This window comes from Streptomyces ardesiacus (assembly GCF_003112575.1).
GTDB classification, from domain to species: domain Bacteria; phylum Actinomycetota; class Actinomycetes; order Streptomycetales; family Streptomycetaceae; genus Streptomyces; species Streptomyces ardesiacus.
Window position 1 is genome coordinate 303,136 of the sequence record NZ_BEWC01000006.1, and the last position, 24,194, is coordinate 327,329.

Sequence of the window (24,194 nt, forward strand, 5' to 3'; positions counted from 1 at the left end):
GTAACCCCGCGCGCGTGGGCGCGTTGTTCCTCGTGACGGCCGTGGCGGGGAAGACCCCCGAGCCCCCACCACGGCCGCAGAAACTTTCCGCCGGTGTCAGGCCAGTCCGGCGCGCTCCAGGGCCTCGGTGCCGGCGCGCAGGGCGGCGAGCCGCTCGTCCAGGGTGAAGCCCGCGGGGGCGAGGGTCAGGGTGGTGACGCCGGCCGCGGCGTAGGCCTTCATCCGGTCCGCGATGCGGTCGACCGAGCCGAGCAGGGTCGTCTGGTCGATCAGCTCGTGCGGCACGGCCTCCCCGGCGCCCTGCTTGTCGCCGGAGAGGTACTTGTCCTGGATCTCGGCGGCCTCCCGCTCGTAGCCCATGCGCTGGGCGAGCCGGTTGTAGAAGTTCTGCTTGCGGCTGCCCATGCCGCCGACGTAGAGCGCGGTGTACGGGCGGAAGGTGTCGGCGAGGGCCGCGACGTCCTTGTCGTCGCCGAGGGCGAGCGGCAGGGTCGGGCAGATGTCGAAGCCGTCGAGGGTCTTGCCGGCCTTCTCGCGCCCGGCGCGCAGGTGCTGGACGGCGGTCTCCTCCAGGTGGTCGGCGGAGGGGAAGATGAGCAGGGCGCCGTCGGCGATCTCGCCGGTCTGCTCCAGGTTCTTCGGGCCGATGGCCGCGATGTACAGCGGGATGTGCTCGCGCTGCGGGTGCACGGTCAGCTTGATCGGCTTGCCGGGGCCGCCGGGCAGCGGCAGCGTCCAGTGCTGTCCCTCGTAGGACAGGCGCTCCCGGGTCATCGCCTTGCGGACGATCTCGACGTACTCGCGGGTGCGGGCGAGCGGCTTGTCGAACGTGACGCCGTACCAGCCCTCGGAGACCTGCGGTCCCGACACGCCGAGGCCGAGGCGGAACCGGCCCTTGGAGAGGGAGTCCAGGGTGGCGGCGGTCATCGCGGTCATGGCGGGCTGGCGGGCGGGGATCTGGAAGATGGCCGAACCCACGTCGATGCGCTCGGTCTGGGCCGCGACCCAGGTCAGTACGGTGGCCGCGTCGGAGCCGTAGGCCTCGGCGGCCCAGCACACGGCGTATCCGAGCCGGTCGGCCTCCTGGGCGACGGCCAGGTTGTCCGCGTCCATTCCGGCACCCCAGTAGCCGAGGTTGATCCCGAGCTGCATGGCCGATTCCCCTTACCCATCAGTAACGTGGCTGGTGCCCCGACCTTAGCGCGCGGAAATCGGTTGTCCACAGGCCCCCACAGTGCCGGCCGTGGCCAGTAATGTCGGCGTTCATGGAGCAGAGGCATCTCGGCCGCACCGGCCTGCGTGTGTCCCGCATCGGTCTCGGCACCCTGACCTGGGGCCGGGACACGGACGAGCACGACGCCGCGGACCTCTTGAAGACCTTCTGGGAAGCGGGCGGGACGCTCGTCGACACGGCCGACGTGTACGGCGACGGGGAGTCCGAGTACCTCCTCGGGCGCCTGATGGAGGGCCTGGTGCCGCGCCGGGACCTGGTGATCTCGACCAAGGCCGGCAGCGTGCCGGACCCGGACCGCCGTTTCGACGGTTCGCGCGCCCACCTGCTCTCCGCGCTGGACTCCTCCCTGGCCCGCCTGGGCACGGACCACGTCGACGTGTGGCACCTGCACGCCTTCGACCCGCACACCCCGCTGGAGGAGACGCTGCACGCCCTGGACGTGGCGGTGAGCAGCGGCCGGGCGCGCTACGCGGGGGTCTCCAACTTCTGCGGCTGGCAGCTGGCCAAGGCGGCGACCTGGCAGCTCGCGGCGCCGGGGGTGCGCAACCGGGTGGCGAGCACCCAGATGGAGTACTCGCTGCTCCAGCGGGGCGTCGAGCGGGAGGTGCTGCCGGCCGCCCTGGACCTGGGCATCGGCCTGCTGCCGTCCTCCCCGCTGGGCCGGGGCGTGCTCACGGGCAAGTACCGCAAGGACGCGACGCCGCCGGACTCTCGGGGTGCCTCGGACCACATGGCCCCGTTCGTCGAGCCCTACCTCGACGACACGGCCGGGCACATCGTGGACGCGGTGGCGACGGCGGCGGACGGGCTCGCGGTGACCCCGCTGCAGGTGGCGCTGGCCTGGGTCCGCGACCGGCCCGGCGTGGTCGCCCCGATCATCGGGCCGCGTACGGCGCAGCAGCTCACGGCGGCGTTGTCAGTGGAGACCCTTAGTCTTCCTGACGAGATCTGCCGGGCGCTCGACGACGTGTCGGCGCCCGTGCACCGCTATCCCGATCACGACTGGAGCACGCTGTGAGTACGGAGCCCGAGCCCGCCTCGAAGGACACCACGGACGCCGTGGACCCCGGGCCGGAGACCCCGGGCACGGCGCAGGCGCCGGCACCGGACGCCGGGGACGCGGGCGAGACGGCCGCACCTGACTCGGCGAGCGCGGACGGGACCGCCGCACCTGACTCGGCAGGCGCGGGCGAGACGGCCGCGCAGGTCTCCGAGGGCGAGGCCGAGCTGGCCGCGCAGCGCGTCGAGCGGGAGCGGATCGAGCGGCGGAAGGCGGAGAAGCAGGGGCCGATCGACGCCGGGGGCAAGCTCAGCGGCACGGCGGCCGATCTGCTGGCCGCCGTACGCGCCGTGGAGAGCGGCGAGAAACCGGCGGCCGCGGTGTTCGGCACCCCCGAGCCCGCGCGCCGCCCCGCCCCGGAGCCGGTCCGGCGGCCCCGGCCGGAGGCGGCCGAGCCGACCGGCGCAGCCGGCGCCGGCCCCGCGGGACCGGCCCCGCGGACGGTGGAGTCCGTGCGGCGTGTGCTGGCCGAGGGCGGCGCCCCCGAAGCGCTGGCGTCCCGGACCGCCGCGCTGCTCGGCGAGGGCGCGGAGGACGCGCTGCGCGCCGACCCCTGGCAGCTGCTCCGGGTCGCCACGGTGCGGCCGGAGCAGGCGGACGGGTTCGCCCGCGCGCTGCTCGGCGCGGAGTGCGGCCCGGACGACGAGCGGCGCGGCCGGGCCGTCACCGTGTGGCTGCTGGAGCAGGCGGCCCTGGCCGGGCACACGGCGCTGGAGCTGCCGCGGCTCACCGCCACGCTGGCCCAGCGGGGCGTCCCGGACCCCGACGCGGCCGTGCAGAGCACGCTGGCCGAGGGCGAGGCACTCGCCTTCCAGGACGCCCTGGACGAGCCCGGCGCCCGCCCCGGGGCCCCGGCGGACGGCCCGGAGGGCACGGGCGGCGAGGACGCAGGGGGCGAGGAGGGCGAGGAGCGCCCCGTCCGGGTGCTGATCGGTCTGGAGCGATACGCGCTCGCCGAGGAGAGCCTCGCCGACGGGCTGGCCCGGCTGGTCAACTCGGCGCCCAAGCAGGACGGCTCCGCGGCGGACTGGGAGCAGGCCGCCGCCTCCGCACCGGGCTCCGCCGCCGACCTGATCCGCGCCGTCGCGGGCCACGGGCTGGTCCTGCACACCGGCGGCGAGGCGTCCCTGGCCGAGCCCGTCGCCCTGCTGCGCGCGGCGCACGCCCTGGGCCTGCGGGCCTGGGCCGCCGCACCCGGCCCGCTCGGCCGCGACCGCTTCGCCGCCCTGCTGGGCGGCCCGCCGTCCGACCCGGACGCCTCGGGACCGGCCGCCTCGGGACCGGACGCCTCCGCCGCCGTCACCGTGACCGGGCTCCTGACCGGCACCGAGGGTCCGGGGCGGGACGCCGACGGGGCGCTGGACCTCGATCTGCTCGTCGTGGTCGACGCGCCGCAGCTCGACGTCGAGGCGGGGGCCCTGCTCGCGGAGTCGCTGCCGGACGGGGCCCGGCTGGTGCTGGCCGGTGACCCGGCGGTGCTGTGGTCCGTGGGTCCCGGGCGGGTCTTCGCGGACCTGCTGGCGGCCCGGGTCTGCCCCCAGATCGCCTCGCGGCGCCCCGACCCCGGCCCGCTCGGCGAGCTGGTCTCGGGCATCGGCATCGGTGAGCTGGGCCAGGTGGAGGCCCCCGGCAAGGAGATCGTGATCGTGCCGGTGCGGGACGCGGGGGAGGCCGTGCACCGCACCGTCCAGCTCGTGGCGGACTCGGTGCCGCGCGCGATCGGCGTCCCGGCCGAGGAGACCCAGGTGATCACACCGGGCCACGGCGGCGCCGCGGGCACGCGCGCGCTCAACGCCGCGCTCAAGGAACGCCTCAACCCCGGCCCCGGCCGCTTCGGCGGCTTCGATCCCGGCGACCGTGTCGTCCACACCCCGGCGCCGGGGCGGGTGCTGCCGGGCCGGGTGGTGAAGGCCGACGCCGAGGGACTGCACCTGTCGTGCACGGGCGGGACCGTGATCGTCCCCAGGGACCGGGTGGACGGGTCCGTGCGGCACGGCTGGGCGCTCACCGCCCACCAGGCGCTGGGTGGACGGTGGCCCGCGGTGGTCGTGGTCCTGCCCGGTGACGCCGTGCAGGCCCTCAGCCGGCCCTGGATCTACACGGCGTTCGGCCGGGCCGCCCGGCATCTGTCCGTGGTGCACGGCGTGGACCAGGCCCTCCCGCGCGCCGTGGCGGAGATCCCGGCCAAGCCCCGGACGACCCGGCTGCCGGTCCTGCTCGCACCGCAGGTGCCGGTCACCGGCTGACCACGGACGGAGCCGGCCCAGGGGGTGCCGTTCGGATCGGGCCGGCCCCGGGCGACGGTGCCCCGTGGCCGACCCCGGCAGGATCCGAGCGAGACCCTCCGGGCCCCTGCCGTGGCCCGGCGCTCAGCGGTCCCGGTCCGCCTCCAGCCGTGCCGCTGCCCCGTCCTCGTCCAGGTCTTCGTCCAGGTCCGGGTCGAGATCGGCGTCGAGGTCCTCCTCCAGCTCCGCCAGGCCGCCGTCGCCGCCCTCGTCTTCGTCGTCTTCGTCGTCGTCGAACTCCTCGTCGAAGACCGCGCTGACGTCGAAGCGGCAGACCACCCGCTGCGGGTCGACCTGCTCGAAGGGGGCGTCCAGCCATTCGCCGGGTTCGGCGCTTTCGTCCGCGGCCGTCACCCAGAGCGTGGAGTCGCCCTCCTCCAGTCCGAACTCCTTGTGCCGGGAGGCGATCTCGTCCGGCTCGAACTCGCCGAAGAGGAGACCGAGCGCTCCGTGCACCGTGTCCGAGGTCTCCGCACCCGTCCCCTCCTCGTCCGCCGCCTCGACCCGCCGGGCCTGGGCCATCAGGCGCTGCGGCTCGGCGACGGCGTAGTCGCGGCGGATCAGGACGCTGAGCGCACTGGGTTCCTCGGGGCCCGTGTACGGCGGCAGCGTGTCCTCGCCGGGGATCTCGAAGGGCGTGACCTCGTCGTACCGGTCGTAGAGCAGTTCGTCGTACGCCTCCGCGGCCGCGGCCAGCTCGTTGAACGCGTCGTAGACGGCCGGGTCTTCCTCTCCCGACCGGCGTTCGACCGCGGCCAGGTGGCGGTCGAGCGCGGTCTTGACCGCCTCGGCGGCGGCGCGTACCTCGGCAGCGGTGGGCTGCGCAGCATCAGACATAGTGCAGACGCTATCCGTACCGGGCCCCAGCCCGCACAATAGATTCGATGCCGGAATACGAATTTGTCGATGTGTACCTGCCGCGCGGGGTCACCCGCAAGGAGGCGGCACGTCAACTGACGGACCATGCCGAGTACGGACACTGGGAGTTGTACCGCCTGACCCTGCTGCGTGACGGCAGCCGCAAGGTGCGGTTGCGGCGGCGGATCATCCGCCAGGTGCGCGCCACCTGGTGATCCGCCGCCGCCCGGTCGGGCGCGAGTGACGGAGGCGGACGCGGAGCGGGCCCCGCCGATGCGGAGCCCGCCGCGTGTGCCGGTGTGCCCGCCTCACGCCGAGGGGCGGGCCTTGCGGTAGAGCACCGTGCCCGCGAGCAGCGCGCCGGCGCCCACCGGCAGGGCGAGCCCCAGCGGCAGGCCGTTGCCGGTCTCGGCGAGCGACGCGTTGCCGTGCGGCCGGGTGCCCGGCTGGTCGTCGTCCGGCGTATCGCCGCGCGGACCGGGCGGGGTGTCCGGGGTCTCGGGAGTGCCGGGGTTGTCCGGCTTCTCCGGCTTCTCCGGAGGCGTCTCGTGGTCGCCGGGGGGCGTCGTGCGTCCTCCGCCCCCGTTGTCGCAGTCGTTGCCGGTGGTCGGGTTGAGGAGGCCGACCACGTCGATGCTGTTGCCGCACACGTTCACCGGCACGTCGATCGGCACCTCGACGTGGTTGCCGGAGCCGACGCCCGGCGAGTCCGCGGCGTGACCGCCGGCCTGCGAGCCGCCGTGCGACCCGCCGTGGCCCCCCGAGCCGCCGTGTCCCGCGGAGGCACCGCCGCCCTTGTTGGCGCAGGAGTTGCCCATCGCCGGGTTGAGGACGCCCACCACGTCCACCGTGTTGCCGCAGACGTTCACCGGCACGTGCACCGGGGCCTGCACCGTGTTGCCGGAGAGTACGCCGGGCGAACCCGAACTCGAGCCGTGCGCACCCGAGTCCGCGTGGGCGCTGGCGCCCGCGGCGGCGATCACACCCGTGGCCGCCGCCATCGTCATCAGGCCCTTGCGGGTGACCTGTCGCATTTGCTGTTTCCCCTGCCTTGTCTGGTCCCGTGGTACCGAGAATGCCGAGAGTGCCGGAATTCCGGCGCTTCCGTCCTCCCCCCGCCTCGAATTCCCCCAAAAGGCGTCGGCCCCGGAGCGCATGGCGTGCACTCCGGGGCCGACGGAATCAGATCCTCACGGGGCGAGGCACAACGTCACTTGTTGACGCAGACGTTGCCGAAGGCGGGGTTCAGCAGGCCGATCACGGAGATCGTGTTGCCGCAGACGTTCACCGGCACGTGCACGGGAACCTGAACGACGTTGCCGGAAAGGACGCCGGGCGAGTGCACGGCGGCACCCTGCGCGCCGGAGTCGGCGACGGCCATGCCCGCGCCCGCGAGAACCAGACCACCGGTGGCAGCCGCAGCGGCGACGACCTTCTTGAGCATTGTTCCTCCTAGTTGGCAAACGCGATCCCAAAATTGCCGATCGCATCACCTGTAACGAGGAGGAAGTAATGAGGCTACGAGCTTATGAGCGCATTCACTCGTCCCGGCCACCCCCCGTACACACGGGCGATTCAGGAGGCGTCGATGAAGCGGTCGAGCACCCGCACACCGAACTTGAGTCCGTCCACCGGGACCCGCTCGTCGACGCCGTGGAACATGCCCGCGAAGTCCAGCTCGGGCGGCAGCTTGAGCGGCGCGAAGCCGAAGCCCCGGATGCCCAGGTCGTCGAAGGACTTGGCGTCCGTGCCGCCGGAGAGCATGTAGGGGATCGCCTTCGCGGCCGGGTCCTCGGCCACCAGCGCGGACTGCATCGCGTCGACCAGCGCGCCGTCGAAGGTGGTCTCGACGGCCTTGTTGGCGTGCACGTCCTCGCGCCGCACGTGCGGTCCGAGGATGCGGTCGAGGTCGGCGAGGAACTCCTCCTCGTACCCGGGCAGGTAGCGCCCGTCGATGTGCGCGGTGGCCTCGCCGGGGATGACGTTGACCTTGTAACCCGCGCCCAGCTGGGTCGGGTTGGCGGTGTTGCTCAGGGTCGCGCCGATGAGCTTGGCGATGCCGCCGAGCCTGGCGATCGTCCCCTCCATGTCCTCCGGGTCCAGCTCGGTGCCGAGGGCGTCGCCGAGTTCGTCGAGGAAGGCCCGGGTGGTCTTGGTGACGCGGACGGGGAACGTGTGCCGGCCCAGCCGCGCGACGGCCTCGGACAGCTCGGTGATGGCGTTGTCGCGGTGGATCATCGACCCGTGCCCCGCGGTGCCGGCCACCGTCAGCTTCATCCAGTGGATGCCCTTCTCGGCCGTCTGGATCAGGTACAGGCGGCGCTGCTCGTTCACGGTGAAGGAGAAGCCGCCCACCTCGCTGATCGCCTCGGTGACGCCCTCGAAGAGGTCGGGGTGGTGGTCGACGAGGTGACGGGCGCCGTACGTGCCGCCGGCCTCCTCGTCGGCGAGGAACGCCAGCACGATGTCCCGCGGCGGCTTGCGCCCGCTGCGCAGCCGGTCGCGGACGACCGCGAGGGTCATCGCGTCCATGTCCTTCATGTCGACGGCGCCGCGCCCCCACACGCAGCCGTCGGCGACCTCGCCGGAGAAGGGGTGGTGGGTCCAGTCGTCCGCGTTGGCCGGGACGACGTCGGTGTGGCCGTGGATGAGCAGCGCGGGCCTGGACGGGTCCTCGCCCTCGATCCGGGCCACCGTGGAGGCGCGTCCGGGGTGGGACTCGAAGATCTTGGGTTCGAGTCCCACCTCGGCGAGCTTCTCGGCGACGTACTCGGCGGCCTTGCGCTCGCCGGGTCCCGAGTGGTCGCCGTAGTTGCTGGTGTCGATCCGGATCAGCTCGCGGCAGAGGTCGACGACCTCGTCCTCGCCGGTGACGCTCCTGGCCGTGCCCGAGTCGCTCACGTGGTTCCTCCCGCTGTCACTGCTGATGTCACTGCTGATGTCACTGCTGGTCGGTCCCCCTCATCCTCCCCCTGCGGCCGTCCGGGCCCAAGGAGGGGGTGATCGGCCACCCCGGAAAGCCTGGTAATGTTTACGTCGTCGCCAAGGGGAGCACCCCACGCGACAGACACCTTGTCCGGGTGGCGGAATGGCAGACGCGCTAGCTTGAGGTGCTAGTGCCCTTTATCGGGCGTGGGGGTTCAAGTCCCCCCTCGGACACCAGCTGAGACCCCTGCTGAGCAGGGGTTTTCTGCTTTCCTCTACAGTGGTCGCCATGACCTCCCCCTCCTGCCCCTGCGGGCGGTCCGAGCCGTACGAGAGCTGCTGCGGCCGCTTCCACGCCGGGGCCGCCGCCGCGCCCAGCGCCGAGGCCCTGATGCGCTCGCGCTACAGCGCCTTCGTGAAGGGCGACGCCGGTTACCTGCTGCGCACCTGGCACCCGCGCACGCGGCCGGCCCGGCTCGACCTCGATCCGGGCATGCGGTGGACCGGCCTGGAGATCCTGGGGACGGCCGACGGTTCCGCCTTCCACACCACCGGGACCGTGACGTTCCGGGCGTCCTACCGCGGTGGCTCGCTGCACGAGCGGAGCCGGTTCGAACGCGTGGACGGGGCGTGGGTGTACGTGGACGGCGAGTTCCTCGCGTAGGGCACCCGGCCGGTCCGGGGGTCCTCGTGCAGGGCACCCGGCCGGTCCGGGGGCTACGGCGCCAGGATGTCCAGCTCCTGCAGCGCGCCCTCGGTGATCTCCCGGGTCAGCCGCTCGGCACGCTCGGCGTCGCGGGCGCGGACCGCCTCGGCGACCTGGACGTGCAGGGTGACGGCGGCCGGGTCGGGGTCCTCGAACATCACGTCGTGGTGCGTGCGGCCGGCCAGGACCTCGGCGACGACGCCGCCGAGTCGGGCGAACATCTCGTTGCCCGAGGCGGTGAGGATGACGCGGTGGAAGGCCACGTCGTGGAAGAGGTACTCCTCCAGCCGGTGTCCACTTGAGTTGGCGACCATGCCGAGCGCGCACTCGGTCAGCTCGGCGCACTGCTCGGACGTGGCCAGTCGCGCCGCCAGGCCCGCCGCCACCGGTTCGACGGCCGACCTGAGCACGGTCAGGGAGCGCAGCTGCCGGGGGCGTTCGGAGCCGGCCAGGCGCCAGCGGATGACCTGCGGGTCGTAGACGTTCCACTCGCACTCGGGCAGGACGGTGACGCCCACGCGGCGGCGCGACTCGACGAGGTGCATGGACTCCAGCACCCGGACCGCCTCCCGCATCACGGAGCGGGACACCTCGAAGCGCTGGGCGAGTTCGTCCGTGCGCAGGACGCTGCCCGCGGGGTAGGCGCCCGCTGTGATCGCGGGGCCGAGGGTGTCCAGTACGCGGCCGTGCAGCCCCCGGCCCGGTGTGCTCATGCACTCAGCGTACGGGGCACGTCACCGGAACAAAAAGTCAGACTTATATGTCACAGACTCTTGAATTCGTCGTACCTAATGGGTTTCAGTTGCCTCGACATCAGGTGTCGACGAAGACAGCAGACAGCGAGAGTGCGATGCAGCAACTGCACACCCCCCACGTGGTCGTGGTCATGGGCGTCGCGGGCACCGGGAAGACCACCATCGGTCCCCTGCTCGCGGCGCGGCTCGGCGTCCCCTACGCCGAGGGCGACGACTTCCACCCCCCGGCCAACATCGCCAAGATGACGGCCGGCACCCCGCTCACCGACGAGGACCGCTGGCCCTGGCTGGACGCCATCGGCGGCTGGGCCCACGGGCGGGCCGGGCTCGGTGGGGTGGTGAGCAGTTCCGCGCTCAAGCGGTCGTACCGCGACCGGCTGCGGGCCGCCGCTCCCGGTGTCGTCTTCGTGCACCTCACGGGCAGCCGTGAGCTGATCGAGGACCGGATGTCGCACCGGCAGGGCCACTTCATGCCGACGGCCCTGCTCGACTCCCAGTTCGCCACGCTCCAGCCGCTGCAGCCGGACGAGGCGGGAGTCGCGGTGGACGTCGCCGGCTCCCCCGAGGAGATCACCGAGCGGGCGGCCGACGCCCTCAAGGATCTTCCCGAGCCGGTGCGGTAGCCGCCGCACCACCCCCCCACTTCCCCCGGGGCCGTGCCGCCTTCCGCGCGCACGGCCCCGTGCTCCCCCGAATCCCCCTCACCGCAAGGGAACCACCGTGACCAGACTCAGCGTCGAGATGCTGGCAGCGGACCCCGTCGAGCCGATCACCTCGGCGGGCCACGCTCAACTGGGCATCGCCGTACTCCTGGGCATCGCCGTCATCGTCCTGCTCATCACCAAGTTCAAGCTGCACGCCTTCCTGTCGCTGACCATCGGGTCGCTGGCGCTCGGCGCGTTCGCCGGGGCGCCGCTGGACAAGGTCATCACCAGCTTCACCTCCGGGCTCGGCTCCACCGTCGCGGGCGTGGGCGTCCTGATCGCCCTCGGCGCGATCCTCGGCAAGATGCTCGCCGACTCCGGCGGCGCCGACCAGATCGTGGACACCATCCTCGCCAGGGCGACCCCGCGTTCCATGCCGTGGACGATGGTGCTGATCGCCTCGGTGATCGGACTGCCGCTGTTCTTCGAGGTCGGCATCGTCCTGCTGATCCCGGTCGTCCTGATGGTCGCCAAGCGCGGCAACTACTCGCTGATGCGGATCGGCATCCCGGCCCTGGCCGGCCTGTCCGTGATGCACGGTCTGGTGCCGCCGCACCCCGGCCCGCTGGTCGCCATCGACGCGGTGGACGCCAACCTCGGGGTGACCCTGGCGCTGGGCGTGCTGATCGCGATCCCGACGGTGATCATCGCCGGTCCGGTGTTCTCGAAGTACGCGGCCCGCTGGGTGGACGTCCCGGCCCCCGACCGCATGATCCCGCAGCGTGCCTCGGAGGATCTGGAGAAGCGTCCGGGCTTCGGCGCCACCCTGTCCACGATCCTGCTGCCGGTCGTGCTGATGCTGCTGAAGGCGCTCGTCGACATCATCGTCGACGACCCGGAGAACGTGGTGCAGCGCGCCTTCGACGTCATCGGCAACCCGCTGATCGCCCTGCTGGTCTCCGTGATCGTCGGCATCTTCACGCTGCTGCGGCCCGCCGGGTTCGGCAAGGACCGTCTCTCCGGGCTGGTCGAGAAGGGCCTCGCCCCCATCGCCGGCATCCTCCTGATCGTCGGCGCGGGCGGCGGCTTCAAGCAGACGCTGATCGACTCCGGCGTGGGCCAGATGATCCTGGAGATCTCCAAGGACTGGTCGATCCCGGCGCTGCTGCTGGCCTGGCTGATCGCGGTGGCGATCCGGCTGGCGACCGGTTCGGCGACGGTGGCGACCGTCTCGGCGGCCGGTCTGGTGGCGCCGCTCGCGGCCGACATGTCGACCACGCACGCCGCCCTGCTGGTCCTGGCCATCGGTGCCGGTTCGCTGTTCTTCAGCCACGTCAACGACGCCGGCTTCTGGCTGGTGAAGGAGTACTTCGGCCTGAACGTCGGCCAGACCATCAAGACCTGGTCCGCGATGGAGACCATCATCTCGGTGGTCGCCGGCGCCCTGGTGCTGCTGTTGTCCCTGGTCATATAGCCGCACTGCGCCGGCCCGAGAGGGTCCGCGCAGTGCGGCTACGGCGGGCCGGTGCGGGAGACCGCACCGTCCTGCGGATTCCGGGCCCCGGTCTGCCGAGCAGCCGGGGCCCGGACGCGTGCGGGGCCGCTCCTCCGGGTCGGGCGGACGCGGCCTGGTCCCGCGGGAACGCCTCGTCGCCCGGCGAGGACGTCGAAGTCCTTGACCGTGCGACCCGGCGATCACCCGCAGGGCGAGGCCCGCGAGGGTGGCAGGGAGCGCTCCGGCACGAGCGGTCCGAGCCGGGGCGCGGGGTCGTGCGGCACGAGGGCGGCGGCCCGGCACGCATCGCGGACCGCACGGGCTGCTCGCATGAAGCGCACGGGCTACTCGCTTATATCCAGGGGGAGTTGGTCCGCGACGGCCTCCGCCCGCCCCGCCGGGCAGCCGTGGCCGGACCGCACCCCCGAATGCGCCGCCCGCCCGGCGTCCGGCGGCCCCCCGCACTAGAGTCGTCCCCGACGCCCCCGTGACCCGACTGACGATCGAGGTACGCAGCGTGTCGGTTCTGGTTCTGGTCCTCGCCGTGTGCGCCGCGTGCTGTCTGGGTTTCGGTTTCGTCCTCCAGCAGAACGCGGCCGAGCGTGCCCCGCTGGGCGACTTCCTCTCGCCCCGTCTCCTGCTCGACCTCGTGCGGGTGCCGCGCTGGCTGGCCGGCATGGGACTGATGGTGGCCGGTCTGGTCCTCGGCGCGGTCGCGCTGGGCGGCGGCGAACTCACCCTCGTCGAACCCCTCCTGGCGACCAACCTCCTGTTCGCCCTCGCGCTCTCCCGCGTCCAGACCAGACAGCCGCTGGGGCCTCAGGGCTGGGCGGGCCTCGCGCTGCTCGCGGGCGGGGTGACCGCGTTCATCCTGGCGGGCGAGCCGCGCGGCGGCAGCGCGGTGACCGACCCGGTGCGGCACTGGGTGATCGTCGGCGTGATGCTGGGCCTGGCCGTCCTGCTCACGCTGTGCGCCGGGCGTCTGCGGCTGACCTGGGGTCCGGCGCTGCTGGCGCTGGCCGCCGGGCTGATCTACGGGGTGCAGGACGCGTTGACCCGGGTCAGCGGGCGGCGCTTCTCCGCGGGCGGCCTGGCGGACCTGCTGACCGGGTGGCAGCCGTACGCCGTGGTGGTGCTGGGGGTCACCGGTCTGGTCCTGGTCCAGAGCGCCTTCGAGACGGCACCGCTGCGCCGGTCGCTGCCCGCGCTGACGGCGGCCCAGCCGCTCGCCGGGATCGCGTGCGGGGTCGGGTTCCTCGGCGACCGGCTGCACACCGACGCCGGGGCGCTCGCGTGGGAGGCGGGCGGTCTCGCGGCGGTCGTGGCGGGCATCGTCCTGCTGGGTCTGCACCCGGCGATGCCGCAGGGCACGGGGACGGGCGAGAGCGGGCGCGAACCGGCGCTGGAGCGCAGCTGACGGGCTTCGTGGTACCGGTGATACCGGCGAGGCGGGGCCGGCTGCTTGGATGGGCGGATGAGTTCTGCTGACGAGATCCTCGACGTCGTCGACGAGAACGACCGCGTGGTCGGGCAGGCCCGGCGGGGCGACGTGTACGACCGGGGTCTGCGGCACCGCTGCGTGTTCGTGTGGGCCCGCGATCCGGAGGGCCGGGTCTTCGTGCACCGCCGCACTGCTTCGAAGCTGGTGTTTCCCGCCCTGTACGACATGTTCGTCGGCGGGGTGGTGGGTGCGGGCGAGTCCTACGACGACGCGGCGCTGCGGGAGGCGGAGGAGGAGCTGGGGGTGAGCGGGCTGCCGCGGCCGTCGTTCCTGTTCAAGTTCCTGTACGACGACGGGGGCGGGCGGACCTGGTGGTCGGCGGTGTACGAGGTGCGCGTAACGGGGACGGTGTCGCCTCAGGTGGAGGAGGTGGCGTGGTACGGGTTCCTCTCCGAGGCGGAGCTGGAGCGGCGCCTCGGGGAAGGGGCGTGGGAGTTCGTGCCGGACGGGGTCGCGGCGTATGCGCGGCTGCGGGCCCGGCGGGGGTGAGGGGTCCGGCGGGTCCGGCGTCTCTTGCGCAGGCGGCCGGGGACGGACGCGGGAGTGGGGTGCGCGGTCCGGCGCGGCGGGCGTCTCCCCCAGTGGCTGAACGGCCCGGGGGTACCCCCACGGCCCGCCCGTGCCGCCCGGCGGCACGACGGCCCGCAGTTGTAGGGTCCCGGAGTGATCGGTTTCGTGCGGAGTGTTCGGTCGTGGTGGGCGCCCGAGGAGGTGCGGCGGGAAGGAGCGACCCCCGACTACCGGTTCTCGCTGGCCAACGAGCGTACGTTCCTGGCCTGGCTGCGTACGGCGCTCGCGCTGATCGGCGGCGGGTTCGCGGTGGACCAGTTCCTGCCCGACCTGCGCTGGGGCTGGCGGGTCGGGCTCGCGCTCGCGCTTCTCGCCGCCGGTGTGCTGTGCTCGCTGCGGGCGGTGAACCACTGGGCGCGCTGCGAGCGCGCCATGCGCCGGGGCGAGGACCTCCCCGTCTCCCGCTTCCCGGCGCTGCTGAGCCTGGTCGTGGCCGTGGTCGCCGTCGTCATGGTCGTCGTGGTCCTCACCGGCTGGGAGGGCTGAGCGTGCGCGGCGCCGACGCGGCACCCGCCGACCGCGACCCCGGTCTCCAGCCCGAGCGCACCCGGCTCGCCTGGCGCCGTACCACCCTGTCCGGCACGGTCGTCGCCGTACTCGCCGCGAAGGCCGCGTTGCACGGTGGCGCGACGGCCGTCTCGGTCCTGGCCGCCGCCCTGTGCTGCGCCCTCTGGCTGGCCTTCCTGCGGATCGCCCACGGCCGTATCAGCACCCTCGCCGCGGCGAGGCGGCCCCGCGCGCTCACCCCGCAGCACGCCGTCGCCGCCGCTCTGTGCACGCTCGTCCTCGCCCTCTGCGGGGCGGTCCTCGTCCTCTGAGGCCCGTAACCCCGGTCACGTTCCGCCCGCCCACTGGACGGCATACCGACCGGTCGGCATCATGTGGGGGTACTGTCCGCCCGCCCCAGGGAGAGCCGATGAGCCCCGACCACCCGCCCGGACTCGATCTCGACCGGTTGCGCGCCCTGCTCGACCGCGAGCGGCCCGGACTGGTCGCCGGCCCGTTGTCCGGCCGGCTGATCGAGGGCGGACGGTCGAACCTCACCTACGCCGTCTCGGACGGCACCGCCCGCTGGGTCGTACGGCGGCCCCCGCTCGGTCACGTCCTGGCCACCGCGCACGACATGCGGCGCGAGCACCGCGTCATCAGCGCGCTGCACCCGACCGACGTGCCCGTGCCGCGCCCGGTGCTGCTGTGCGAGGACAAGGAGGTGCTGGGGGCGCCGTTCTACGTGATGGAGTTCGTGGAGGGCACCCCGTACCGCACCGCCGAGCAGCTCGCCCCGCTCGGGCCGGGGCGCACCCGCGCCGCCGTGCTGAACCTCGTCGACACGCTGGTCGGGCTGCACGCGGTGGACCCCGCCGAGGTGGGCCTCGCGGACTTCGGCCGCCCCGAGGGCTTCCTGGACCGGCAGCTGAGGCGCTGGGCCAAGCAGCTCGACGCCTCCCGCGACCGCGACCTGGCCGGCATCGACGAACTGCACGCCACCCTCGGCCGGGAGCTGCCGCGCTCCCCCGCCCCGACGGTCGTGCACGGCGACTACCGCCTCGACAACGTCCTGATCGGCGGCGAGGACGACGAGATCCGGGCGGTCCTCGACTGGGAGATGTCCACGCTCGGCGACCCGCTGACCGACCTCGGCCTGCTGGTGATGTACAGCAGCCCCCTCGGCATGCCCGACTCCCCCGTCTCCACCACCGCCCAGGCGCCCGGCCACCCCGCCCCCGACGAGCTGGTCGAGCGGTACGCCGCCCGCTCGGGGCGGGACGTCTCCACGGTCGCCTGGTACACGGCGTTCGCGTGGTTCAAGCTCGCCGTGATCCTGGAGGGCATCCACTACCGCTACACGCTGGGCCAGACGGTCGGCCGCGGCTTCGACCGCATCGGCGACCTCGTCCCCGTCTTCATCGAGCACGGCCTGACCACCCTTCAGGAGGGCTGACCCGCCATGGACTTCGCCTACGACGCACGCACCGAGGAACTCCGCGGCAGGCTGCTCGCCTTCATGGACGAGTACGTCTACCCGGCCGAGCAGGTCGCCCACGAGCAGCGCGCCCGGCTCGCCTCGCCCTGGGAGACCCCGCGGGTCGTGGAGGAGCTCAAGGCCGAGGCCCGCCGCCAGGGCCTGTGGAACCTGTTCCTCCCCGACGCCGAGCACGGCGCCGGCCTCACCAACCTCCAGTACGCCCCGCTCGCCGAGATCACCGGCCGCAGCCCCCAGTTGGCGCCGACCGCGACGAACTGCGCGGCGCCGGACACCGGGAACATGGAGGTGCTGGCCCAGTTCGCCGACGAGGCGCAGAAGAAGCAGTGGCTGGAGCCGCTGCTGGCCGGGGAGATCCGCTCCGCGTTCGCGATGACCGAGCCGGACGTGGCCTCCTCGGACGCCACGAACATCACCACGCACATCGAGCGCGAGGGCGACGAGTACGTCGTCACGGGCCGCAAGTGGTACATCTCGGGGGCGATGAACCCGGACTGCCGGATCTTCATCGTGATGGGCAAGACCGACCCGGACGGCGAGGACCTCCGCCGCCAGCAGTCCATGGTGCTGGTTCCGCGCGACACGCCCGGGGTGACGGTCGACCGGGCGATGCAGGTCTTCGGCTACGAGGACCACTACCACGGCGGCCACGCCGAGGTGACCTTCGACCACGCGCGCGTGCCGGTGACCCATCTGATCGGTGAGGAGGGCGGCGGCTTCGCCATCGCCCAGGCCCGGCTCGGTCCCGGCCGGATCCACCACTGCATGCGGCTGATCGGCATGGCGGAGCGGGCGATCGAGCTGATGTGCCGCCGCGCGGTGTCCCGCAACGCCTTCGGCAAGGCGCTGGCCCAGCAGGGCGTGGTCCACAACTGGATCGCGGACGCCCGGGTCACCGTCGAGCAGCTCCGGCTGCTGGTGCTGAAGACCGCCTGGCTGATGGACACCGTCGGCAACCGGGGCGCGCACACCGAGATCCAGGCCATCAAGATCGCCACGCCCCGCGCGGTGGTCGACATCATCGACCGGGCGATCCAGTTGCACGGCGCGGGCGGCGTGAGCCAGGACTTCCCGCTGGCGGAGCTGTACGCGGGCGCGCGGACCCTGATGATCGCCGACGGTCCGGACGAGGTCCACCAGCGCTCGCTGGCCCGCCGGGAGATCAAGAAGTACCTCTGAGCACCCGGCCGGCGGAGTGCTAGTAGCCGCCCGAGTAGTGGTGGTCGGCGCGCGCGAGGGCGCGGAGGAAGGAGACGAGGCGGGTCCAGGGCGAGGGGCTGCGAGACATGCCTCCAGGCTGGCCCGCGGACCGGACAGCGGTCCAACAGATGGTTTCGCTGCGTCCCATCTCCCAAATCGATCGGGGCTCTAGAGTGGGCCGATGGAGATCCGCCAGCTCCGCCACTTCATGGCCGTCGTCACCGAGGGCGGCTTCACCGCCGCAGCGCGCCGGGAGCTGATCGTGCAGTCGGCGCTCAGCTCGTCGGTCCGCAACCTGGAACGGGAGCTGGGTGCCGAGCTGTTCGACCGCACCGGCCGCCGGGTCGTGCTCACCGAGGCGGGCCGGGCGCTGGTGCCGCGGGCCCGCGCGCTGCTGGCCGGCGCCGAGGAGGCCCGGCAGGCGGTCGCGGCGGTGACGGGCCTGGCCACCGGACGGGTGGCCATCGGCACCATCCAGACGCTCACCTGCGTCGACCTGCCCGCCGAACTGGCCACCTTCCACCGCCGGTTCCCGGGCGTCCAGGTGTCGGTGCGGGACGCGCCGGTCGGTGAGCTGACCGACGCGCTGCGCGCGGGCGAGCTGGACCTCGCGTATCTCGTGCCGGACGCGGCGGCGTTGCCCGAGGGACTCACCGCGTACGCGTCCTGGCAGGAGGAGCTGGTGCTCATCACCGCCGAGGGCCATCGGCTCGCCCGGGCGGGGCGGACGCTGGTCAGCGACCTCGCCGAGGAGCCGTTCGTCGACTTCCGCGCGGGTACCGGTCTGGAGACCGCCGTACGGCGGCTGGCGGCCCACTGCGGTCTGGAGCGCCGTATCACCTGCGACGTGACCCAGATCGGGCTGCTGGTCGATCTGGTGCGGGCGGGGATCGGCGTGGCGTTCGTGCCGCGCCGGATCGGTGAGCGCGCCGGCCTGCCGTGTGTGGAGATCAGGCAGCCGGAGCCGGGCCGGACCGTCGTGCTGGCCGGGCGCGGGCCGCGGCCGCGCAATCCCGCGGCGGCGGCCCTGGCCGGTCACCTCACGGGGCGCCTCACGGACGCAGCGCCCGCAGCAGCAGGTCGGCGAGGTGATCGGCCACTTCCTGCGGGCTGAGGGGGCCGTCGGGGCGGTACCAGGTGGACAGGTGGTGGATGGAGCCGAAGTGGTAGTCCACCACCAGGTCGGCCGGGGTCTGCCTGGTGAAGACGCCGGTGCGCTGGCCCTCCTCGATGAGCGCGCGGAAGCGCTCGTGGTAGCGCCGGCGCTCCGCGCGCACCTGCTTGTTCTTCTCCGGGCTGAGCTGGTGCATGGAGCGGAAGAAGATCGACGCGTCGTCGAGGTTCTCGATGGTGGTGACGACGACGTCGGCCGCCGCGTCCCGGACCCGCTTCTCGACCGGATCGTCGGCGTCGGCGAAGGCGTCCAGGCGCTCCTGCTGGAGGCGCAGCACGCGCGCGTACACCTCGTGCAGGAGGTCGTCCTTGGATCCGAAGTAGTGGTACAGCGCCCCCTTGGTGACGCCTGCCGCCTCGACGATCTCCTGTACCGAGGTGCGGTCGTAGCCCTGCTCGGCGAAGAGCCGGGTGGCGGCGGCCAGGAGCCGCTGCGGCACCGGAGTGCCGTCCCCGTCCGTGGTCCTGGGCACTGCCGTCACCTGCCTTTCCGTTTCACTGTCCGTTCACTGTCGGGTCCTGCCGGGTACCAGAACGCCGTTCCCGACGGAGGATCTTCCCACTCTCCGGCTCCGGCGCGTCGGGCAGGGCGCCGCGGCGCGCTCCGGACACCGGCGGGCGGTCACCGGGCCGCTGTCTCCTCCCACTGCCGCTGGAGCCGGTTCATGCCGTGCAGCCAGCGGTCGGGGTCGGCGGCCCGCGCCCGGTAGTACTCGGCGACCTCGGGGTGCGGCAGGACGAGGAAGCGGTCCTCCTCGATGCCCCGGAACAGGGCGTCGGCGACGTCCTGCGGTTCGATCGCGGTGGGCCGGAGCACCAGGTCGCCGGCGCTGCCGGTGGCGGCCAGCATGTCGGTGCGCACGCCCTGCGGGCAGATGGCGTGGACCTTGATCCCGCGGTGGCGGTAGGTCAGGGACAGCCACTCGGCGAAGGCGTAGGCGCCGTGCTTCGTGACGCTGTAGGGGGCGGCGCCGATCATGGTGAGCAGTCCGGCGGCGGAGACGGTGGAGACGAAGCGGCCGCTGCCTCGCTCCAGCCAGTCGGGGAGCAGTTCGTGGGCCGCGCGGACGTGGGCCATGACGTTGACGTCCCAGGCGAGCGCCCAGGCGGACTCCTCGGCGGCCTCCGAACCGGCGCAGCCGACGCCCGCGTTGGCGCAGTACACGTCGACCGTGCCGCCCAGCGCGTCGCGGGCCTCGCCGACGACCGCCGAGGCGTCGCCGGGGACCGCGGTGCCGCCGATCTCGTCGGCGACGGCCTTCGCCCGTCCGGCGTCCAGGTCGTTGACGACGACCCGGGCCCCCTCGGCGGCGAAGCGCCGGGCCAGCGCGGCGCCGATGCCGCCTCCCGCCCCGGTGACGACGACTCCGGCATCCTGCACGGCTTCCACCATCGGTCTCCTTCGACACGGCTCGGCACGGCTCGCTCCCCGTTGCAGCGCCAGACTAACCAGTCGGTATGTGCGGCGGAAGAGGTGAACCGCGGTCTACTCCATTCCCTGCGGCCCCGGTGCGGGTTAGCGTGCGTGCGCATGACACCCGCCGCGATCACGGAGGTCACCGCATGACGCTGTCCAGACGGAATCTGCTCGCCACGACGGCCGCGGTGGCGGCCGGGGCCACCGCCACCACCGCCGCGTCGGCGGGGACGGCGCACGCGGCGCCCGCGGGGAACGGGGGCCGCCGGCTGCGCACCGGCTTCGAGCGCCTCGCCGACGACGGCTACGCCCGGCTCGACGGGCAGAGGGTCGGCGTCGTCACCAACCCGACCGGCGTCACCCGGGACGTGCGCCACATCGTCGACGTCATGCACGCCGACGGCCGGGTGAACCTGACCGCCGTCTTCGGACCCGAGCACGGCTTCCGGGGCACGGCGCAGGCGGGCGGTTCCGAGGGGCGCTACGACGACCCCGCGACCGGGCTGCCGGTCTACGACACGTACCTGAAGAGCGGGCAGCCGCTCGCCGACGTGTTCACGGCCTCCGGCGTGGACACCGTCGTCTTCGACATCCAGGACGTGGGCGCGCGCTTCTACACGTACATCTGGACGCTCTTCGACTGCATGGAGGCGGCCTCGCTCGCGGGGAAGCGGTTCGTGGTCCTGGACCGGCCGAACCCGGTGACCGGGCGGGCGGCCCTCGGTCCGGTCCTGCACAAGGAGTTCGCGACCTTCGTCGGCCGGGAGCCGATCGCGCAGGCCCACGGCATGACGGTCGCCGAGCTGGCGCTGCTCTTCAACGGCGAGTTCCTCCCGTCGCCGGTACCGCTGGAGACGGTGACGATGACGGGCTGGAAGCGGTCGGAGTTCTACGACGCCTCCGGGCTGCCCTGGGTGCCGCCGAGCCCGAACATGCCGACGCCGGAGTGCGCGCTGGTGTACTCGGGGACGTGTCTGTTCGAGGGCACGAACCTCTCCGAGGGGCGCGGCACGACCCGCCCGTTCGAACTGCTCGGCGCGGAGGGGATCGACGGGAGCTGGGCCGCCGCCGCGAACGACGTCGGTCTGCCGGGCGTGCGGTTCAGGGAGGCGTACTTCGCGCCCACCTTCTCCAAGTTCCAGGGGAGGACGGTCGGCGGCGTGCAGCTCCACGTGCACGACCGGGCCGCGTTCGACCCGGTGCGCACCGGTGTCGCCCTCCTCGTGACCGCCAGGCGCACCTGGGACGGTTTCGCCTGGCGGCCGGACAACTGGATCGACAAGCTCACCGGGTCCGCACGGGTGCGCACGATGATCGACGCGGGCGCGGACACCGACGAGGTGGTGGCCGGATGGGAGCGGGAACTGGCGGCGTTCCGCGGGACGCGCCGCCAGTACCTGCTCTACAGGTGACCGTCGGGCCGGCCGGTCACCTGTGGGACGTGAACTCCACGACCTGCTGGTAGGTCGGCCGGTTCTGCCAGCCGATGCCGCCGTGCTTGATGCCGCCGAGGGTGCGGTGGATCACCGAGTCGGCGCACCACTGGTCTCCCGCCGAACAGTTCTCGTCGCCGGGGTAGACCTGGGCGGCCGTGCGGCCCGCCGCCTCCTTCAGGGTGGACACCAGGGTGTTCCGGCAGGCGGTGAGGTCGCCGTCGCCGCAGTAGGCGTGCGCGAGCGGGCCCTTGACGGACTCGCCGAGCACGGACCGGATGTCCTTGTCGACATAGCTCCACCAGCCGTACTGGAAGGCGCTGCCGGCGTGGGCGCCGGTCGGGCCGTGGGCGGCGGACGGGGACTCGTCGACGGGCAGGTTGCGGGTGAAGGCGGTGTACAGGTCGCTGCCGAGGCCCGGTTCGAACTCGGCCTTCACCAGCAGCGGCCACCAGGCGTCCAGGGTGCGGATCGCGTCGGCGTGCGCGTACTTCTTGGCGCCCGCCGAGGTCTCCGTGCGCAGTCCGCCCGCCGACAGCCACGCCTTCAGCCCGTCCACGGCCGTCTTCGCCGCCGGGTCGCTCACCGGCGCCGACTCGACCACCTTCAGCAGGCCCGGCAGGACGTCCTCGGCACGCAGGTCGGCGAGGCCCGCCTCGGCCATGGCCTTGACCAGCGCGGTGCGGGTGACGCCGCCCTCGGCGACCAGCTTCTTCACCCGGTCGTCTAGCAGGTCGCCGCGGTGGACGGAGCCGTTGCCCCAGGACGCGGCCGGGTAGTCCTTGGCCTGCTTGTTGTTCCAGGAGACGTAGTAGCCCTGGTCGACCGACTGCGGGTGGGCGGACGCGCCGGTGTACCGGGCGGTGTTGGCGGCCGGGTCCCAGTCCTGCCATTCGTACGCCTGCCGCGCCCAGACCGGGAACTCGGCGTCGACGCCGCTCGCGCGCACCGGGTTGTCGCCGCTGTTGTAGTACGCGGTGTGCTCGGAGTCGGCGTAGAACCAGTTGAAGGTGTAGTTGATGTGCTGGACGGCGCCCTGGAAGCGCTCGGGACCGTTGAGGTAGTCCGGGTCGTTCAGCATCTGGAAGCCGATGATCGAGTCGGCCTCGTGGAGGTAGGAGGAGCGCAGGGTGGTGTAGGCGACCTTCTTGCCGCCGACCGTGGCGCGGGACTCGACGGGGCCGTACTTGGTGCGCCAGACGCGCATCGTGTAGGAGCCGGCCGCGGTGGGGTCGGCGACGGTCGGCTTCCAGGCGTTGCGCCGCTCGACCTTCTCCATGGGCGTGCAGGTGCCGCGGTAGAGGTAGTGGTAGTCGTCCTGGCACAGCTCGACCGCGTAGGTGTCGATGATGTCCTGGCCCGAGGTGGTCGCGCTCCAGGCGTAGTCCTGGCCGCGGCCGAGTTCGACGTACATGCTCAGGCCCGCGAAGGAGGCGCCGCGGGCGCTGATGCCGGGGCCCTGGATCTCCTGGAGCATGAGCAACTGCGGGGCGAAGTAGCCGGTCTGGGGTCCGAACACGGCGACGGGGTGGCCGCTCGCGGTGTGCTCGCCGCTGACGACGAGGGCGTTGGACATGCCGCGCCGCGCCGAGGTCACCGCCGCGTCCGCGGCCTTGGCGGAGGCACCGGCCGCGCCCGCCGCCCCGGCGCTGCCCGTACGGTCGTACACCAGCGGCTCCGCCCGGACCGACCCGGCGTCGGGCAGGGCGCGGCCCTGCGGGTCGGCCGGGGTGGGCAGGTACGGGAAGCTGCCGTCCTGCTGGGTGAGGACGGCCTCGGGGTCGTTGCGCTGGCGGAAGGACTCCCAGACCTTGGTGCCCTCGGCGACGCCGTACTTCTCCTGGGCGGCGAGGAGGGAGAGCGCGTTGTTGACCTCGCCGCCGCCTCCGGCGCCGAAGAGGGAACCGATGACGGAGGCCAGCGCGATGAGGTCGGAGCGCTTGAAGCGCTCGATGGTGCCGGCGTTGGTGATGGCGTCCTTGTGGCCGGTCAGGACGTACTCGCCGGGGAAGTAGCGGCCCTTGTCGGAGGCGTCGATGTAGGCGTTGACCCCGGCGACGTAGGCGTCCACGTCGGCGAGGGCGAGCTTGCCGCGCTCGCCCGACTTGGCGGCGGCGCTCTCGATCTGCGCCTCCAGGTCGGCCTCGGTGTAGGGGGCGCTGCGCCAGAACTGCTGCTCCAGGCCCTGGTTGGCGGGGGCGCCGCCCGCGAAGGGGGTCAACTGGCCGCGTCCGACGTGCCGGAAGAGGTCCATGAGCCACAGCCGGTCCTGGGCGGCGGCGTACCCGGCGCCGAACTCGGTGCCGTAGCGCGTGGTGCCGGTGATGTGCGGCACGCCGGTCTTCTTGTCGCGGACGATGGTCACGTCGTCGCGTCCCGCGGGGCGGACGGTGGAGGCGGCCTGGCCGTCCGGGACGCCGAAGGAGGCGTCGTTGAAGAAGGTGTTGATCTTGTCGTTGCTCAGGCCCTGGTACCCGGTGGCGAGCTTCGCGTAGGGGCCGAGCTGGTCCTCGGCGTGCGACGGCTGGGTGCCGAACGCCTGGTTGAGGAGGATCTGGGCGAGGGTGGCGTTGCCGTTCTGGCCGGGCGGCAGGATGTCGGAACACTGCCCGCCGCAGTGGTCGTTGGCGGCGGCTTGGGCGGCCTTGACCTCGGCGGACCCGGTCCCGGCGGCCATGGCCGGGGAAAGCGGTGACAAAACTCCGGCAATGAGCGCGCATACGGATGCGGTCTTCAGGAACCCGTGGAGACCGCGGGGAGTTCTCAGTCTGTCGAGGGCGTTGCGTGGGGTGCGCCGTGACATGGCAGCTCCTCCCGACGGGGGTGTGGCGGGACGTTACCGCCGGTATCCCCGACTTGGAAGATGAACGTGCGTCACTTTTTCCAGCGGGCGGATCGGCTGATGGAAGGCATCGGAAATCGGATGGAGCCGAATCGGTTGTCGATACGTCTAT

General features: G+C 72.9%; 23 protein-coding genes and 1 tRNA gene. 15 read left to right on the plus strand and 9 right to left on the minus strand.

What is annotated here, in order from left to right; translation table 11 throughout:
- Nucleotides 1-96: 96 nt before the first annotated feature.
- Nucleotides 97-1,152: an LLM class F420-dependent oxidoreductase gene (locus Sdi02f_RS21465; RefSeq protein WP_030402905.1), complete on the minus strand. Its 1,056-nt coding sequence runs from the start codon at nt 1,150-1,152 to the stop codon at nt 97-99.
- Nucleotides 1,153-1,265: 113 nt separating this feature from the next.
- On the opposite strand from Sdi02f_RS21465, the gene Sdi02f_RS21470 reads away from it, so the two are divergent.
- Entirely contained in the window at nt 1,266-2,252 is a 987-nt protein-coding gene (locus Sdi02f_RS21470) for an aldo/keto reductase (RefSeq protein WP_053663101.1), read from the plus strand.
- Entirely contained in the window at nt 2,249-4,540 is a 2,292-nt protein-coding gene (locus Sdi02f_RS21475) for a helix-hairpin-helix domain-containing protein (protein WP_108933851.1), read from the plus strand. Before Sdi02f_RS21470 ends, Sdi02f_RS21475 begins: the two co-directional genes overlap by 4 nt.
- 123 nt (nt 4,541-4,663) lie before the next feature.
- Here the strand turns inward: Sdi02f_RS21475 and Sdi02f_RS21480 are convergent, their stop codons facing one another.
- On the minus strand, nt 4,664-5,416 hold the full coding sequence (locus Sdi02f_RS21480; RefSeq protein ID WP_030402902.1) for a hypothetical protein: 753 nt from the start codon (nt 5,414-5,416) through the stop codon (nt 4,664-4,666).
- Nucleotides 5,417-5,463: 47 nt separating this feature from the next.
- On the opposite strand from Sdi02f_RS21480, the gene Sdi02f_RS21485 reads away from it, so the two are divergent.
- Nucleotides 5,464-5,652, plus strand: a complete 189-nt coding sequence (locus tag Sdi02f_RS21485; RefSeq protein ID WP_003977152.1) for a DUF5703 family protein — start codon at nt 5,464-5,466, stop codon at nt 5,650-5,652.
- A 93-nt stretch (nt 5,653-5,745) separates the two neighbouring features.
- Here Sdi02f_RS21485 and Sdi02f_RS21490 read toward each other — a convergent pair whose 3' ends face one another.
- From Sdi02f_RS21490 to Sdi02f_RS21500, 3 genes are all read right to left on the minus strand, one after another.
- Nucleotides 5,746-6,471, minus strand: a complete 726-nt coding sequence (locus tag Sdi02f_RS21490) for a chaplin (protein ID WP_055468336.1) — start codon at nt 6,469-6,471, stop codon at nt 5,746-5,748.
- 176 nt (nt 6,472-6,647) lie between these two features.
- Complete coding sequence (chpH, locus tag Sdi02f_RS21495; protein WP_019325258.1) at nt 6,648-6,881, minus strand: chaplin ChpH; 234 nt, start codon at nt 6,879-6,881, stop codon at nt 6,648-6,650.
- 131 nt (nt 6,882-7,012) lie between these two features.
- The gene (locus Sdi02f_RS21500) at nt 7,013-8,338 is read right to left on the minus strand and encodes a M20/M25/M40 family metallo-hydrolase (protein ID WP_030402900.1); all 1,326 of its coding nucleotides are present in this window, start codon (nt 8,336-8,338) and stop codon (nt 7,013-7,015) included.
- A 173-nt stretch (nt 8,339-8,511) separates the two neighbouring features.
- Between Sdi02f_RS21500 and Sdi02f_RS21505 the strand changes: the two genes are divergently transcribed.
- Nucleotides 8,512-8,599 (plus strand) — tRNA-Leu (locus Sdi02f_RS21505).
- A gap of 52 nt (nt 8,600-8,651) precedes the next feature.
- Entirely contained in the window at nt 8,652-9,026 is a 375-nt protein-coding gene (locus Sdi02f_RS21510) for a YchJ family protein (protein ID WP_030402899.1), read from the plus strand.
- Between the two features lie 53 nt (nt 9,027-9,079).
- On the opposite strand, the gene Sdi02f_RS21515 is transcribed toward Sdi02f_RS21510, so the two are convergent.
- Nucleotides 9,080-9,781, minus strand: coding sequence for a FadR/GntR family transcriptional regulator (locus tag Sdi02f_RS21515; protein WP_030402898.1), 702 nt, complete (start codon nt 9,779-9,781; stop codon nt 9,080-9,082).
- Between the two features lie 137 nt (nt 9,782-9,918).
- Here Sdi02f_RS21515 and Sdi02f_RS21520 point away from each other — a divergent pair, with 137 nt between their 5' ends.
- The 9 genes from Sdi02f_RS21520 to Sdi02f_RS21560 all read left to right on the plus strand — a co-directional run bounded on the left by Sdi02f_RS21520 (nt 9,919) and on the right by Sdi02f_RS21560 (nt 18,331).
- Nucleotides 9,919-10,446: a gluconokinase gene (locus Sdi02f_RS21520; protein WP_030402897.1), complete on the plus strand. Its 528-nt coding sequence runs from the start codon at nt 9,919-9,921 to the stop codon at nt 10,444-10,446.
- A 97-nt stretch (nt 10,447-10,543) separates the two neighbouring features.
- Nucleotides 10,544-11,941 (plus strand): GntP family permease, encoded by a 1,398-nt coding sequence (locus Sdi02f_RS21525; protein WP_030402896.1) that lies wholly within the window; start codon nt 10,544-10,546, stop codon nt 11,939-11,941.
- 538 nt (nt 11,942-12,479) lie between these two features.
- Entirely contained in the window at nt 12,480-13,379 is a 900-nt protein-coding gene (locus Sdi02f_RS21530) for a DMT family transporter (RefSeq protein ID WP_030402895.1), read from the plus strand.
- 57 nt (nt 13,380-13,436) lie between these two features.
- On the plus strand, nt 13,437-13,952 hold the full coding sequence (locus Sdi02f_RS21535; RefSeq protein WP_167458224.1) for an NUDIX hydrolase: 516 nt from the start codon (nt 13,437-13,439) through the stop codon (nt 13,950-13,952).
- 174 nt (nt 13,953-14,126) lie between these two features.
- Nucleotides 14,127-14,519, plus strand: coding sequence for a YidH family protein (locus Sdi02f_RS21540; RefSeq protein ID WP_030402893.1), 393 nt, complete (start codon nt 14,127-14,129; stop codon nt 14,517-14,519).
- A 2-nt stretch (nt 14,520-14,521) separates the two neighbouring features.
- On the plus strand, nt 14,522-14,851 hold the full coding sequence (locus Sdi02f_RS21545) for a DUF202 domain-containing protein (protein WP_053663087.1): 330 nt from the start codon (nt 14,522-14,524) through the stop codon (nt 14,849-14,851).
- 98 nt (nt 14,852-14,949) lie between these two features.
- Nucleotides 14,950-15,975, plus strand: coding sequence for a phosphotransferase family protein (locus tag Sdi02f_RS21550; RefSeq protein WP_108933853.1), 1,026 nt, complete (start codon nt 14,950-14,952; stop codon nt 15,973-15,975).
- Between the two features lie 6 nt (nt 15,976-15,981).
- Nucleotides 15,982-17,196 (plus strand): acyl-CoA dehydrogenase family protein, encoded by a 1,215-nt coding sequence (locus Sdi02f_RS21555; protein WP_030402890.1) that lies wholly within the window; start codon nt 15,982-15,984, stop codon nt 17,194-17,196.
- A 202-nt stretch (nt 17,197-17,398) separates the two neighbouring features.
- Complete coding sequence (locus Sdi02f_RS21560; RefSeq protein WP_031084546.1) at nt 17,399-18,331, plus strand: LysR family transcriptional regulator; 933 nt, start codon at nt 17,399-17,401, stop codon at nt 18,329-18,331.
- On the opposite strand, the gene Sdi02f_RS21565 is transcribed toward Sdi02f_RS21560, so the two are convergent.
- Nucleotides 18,270-18,863: a TetR/AcrR family transcriptional regulator gene (locus Sdi02f_RS21565; RefSeq protein ID WP_030402888.1), complete on the minus strand. Its 594-nt coding sequence runs from the start codon at nt 18,861-18,863 to the stop codon at nt 18,270-18,272. The two genes, Sdi02f_RS21560 and Sdi02f_RS21565, sit on opposite strands and share 62 nt — an antisense overlap.
- Nucleotides 18,864-19,012: 149 nt before the next feature.
- Nucleotides 19,013-19,783, minus strand: a complete 771-nt coding sequence (locus Sdi02f_RS21570) for an SDR family oxidoreductase (RefSeq protein ID WP_055468338.1) — start codon at nt 19,781-19,783, stop codon at nt 19,013-19,015.
- 170 nt (nt 19,784-19,953) lie between these two features.
- On the opposite strand from Sdi02f_RS21570, the gene Sdi02f_RS21575 reads away from it, so the two are divergent.
- Nucleotides 19,954-21,219 carry an exo-beta-N-acetylmuramidase NamZ family protein gene (locus tag Sdi02f_RS21575; RefSeq protein WP_174843377.1) on the plus strand — a complete coding sequence of 422 codons (1,266 nt, stop codon included), beginning with the start codon at nt 19,954-19,956 and terminating at the stop codon, nt 21,217-21,219.
- A 16-nt stretch (nt 21,220-21,235) separates the two neighbouring features.
- Here Sdi02f_RS21575 and Sdi02f_RS21580 read toward each other — a convergent pair whose 3' ends face one another.
- Nucleotides 21,236-24,043: a penicillin acylase family protein gene (locus Sdi02f_RS21580; RefSeq protein ID WP_167458225.1), complete on the minus strand. Its 2,808-nt coding sequence runs from the start codon at nt 24,041-24,043 to the stop codon at nt 21,236-21,238.
- Nucleotides 24,044-24,194: the final 151 nt, after the last annotated feature.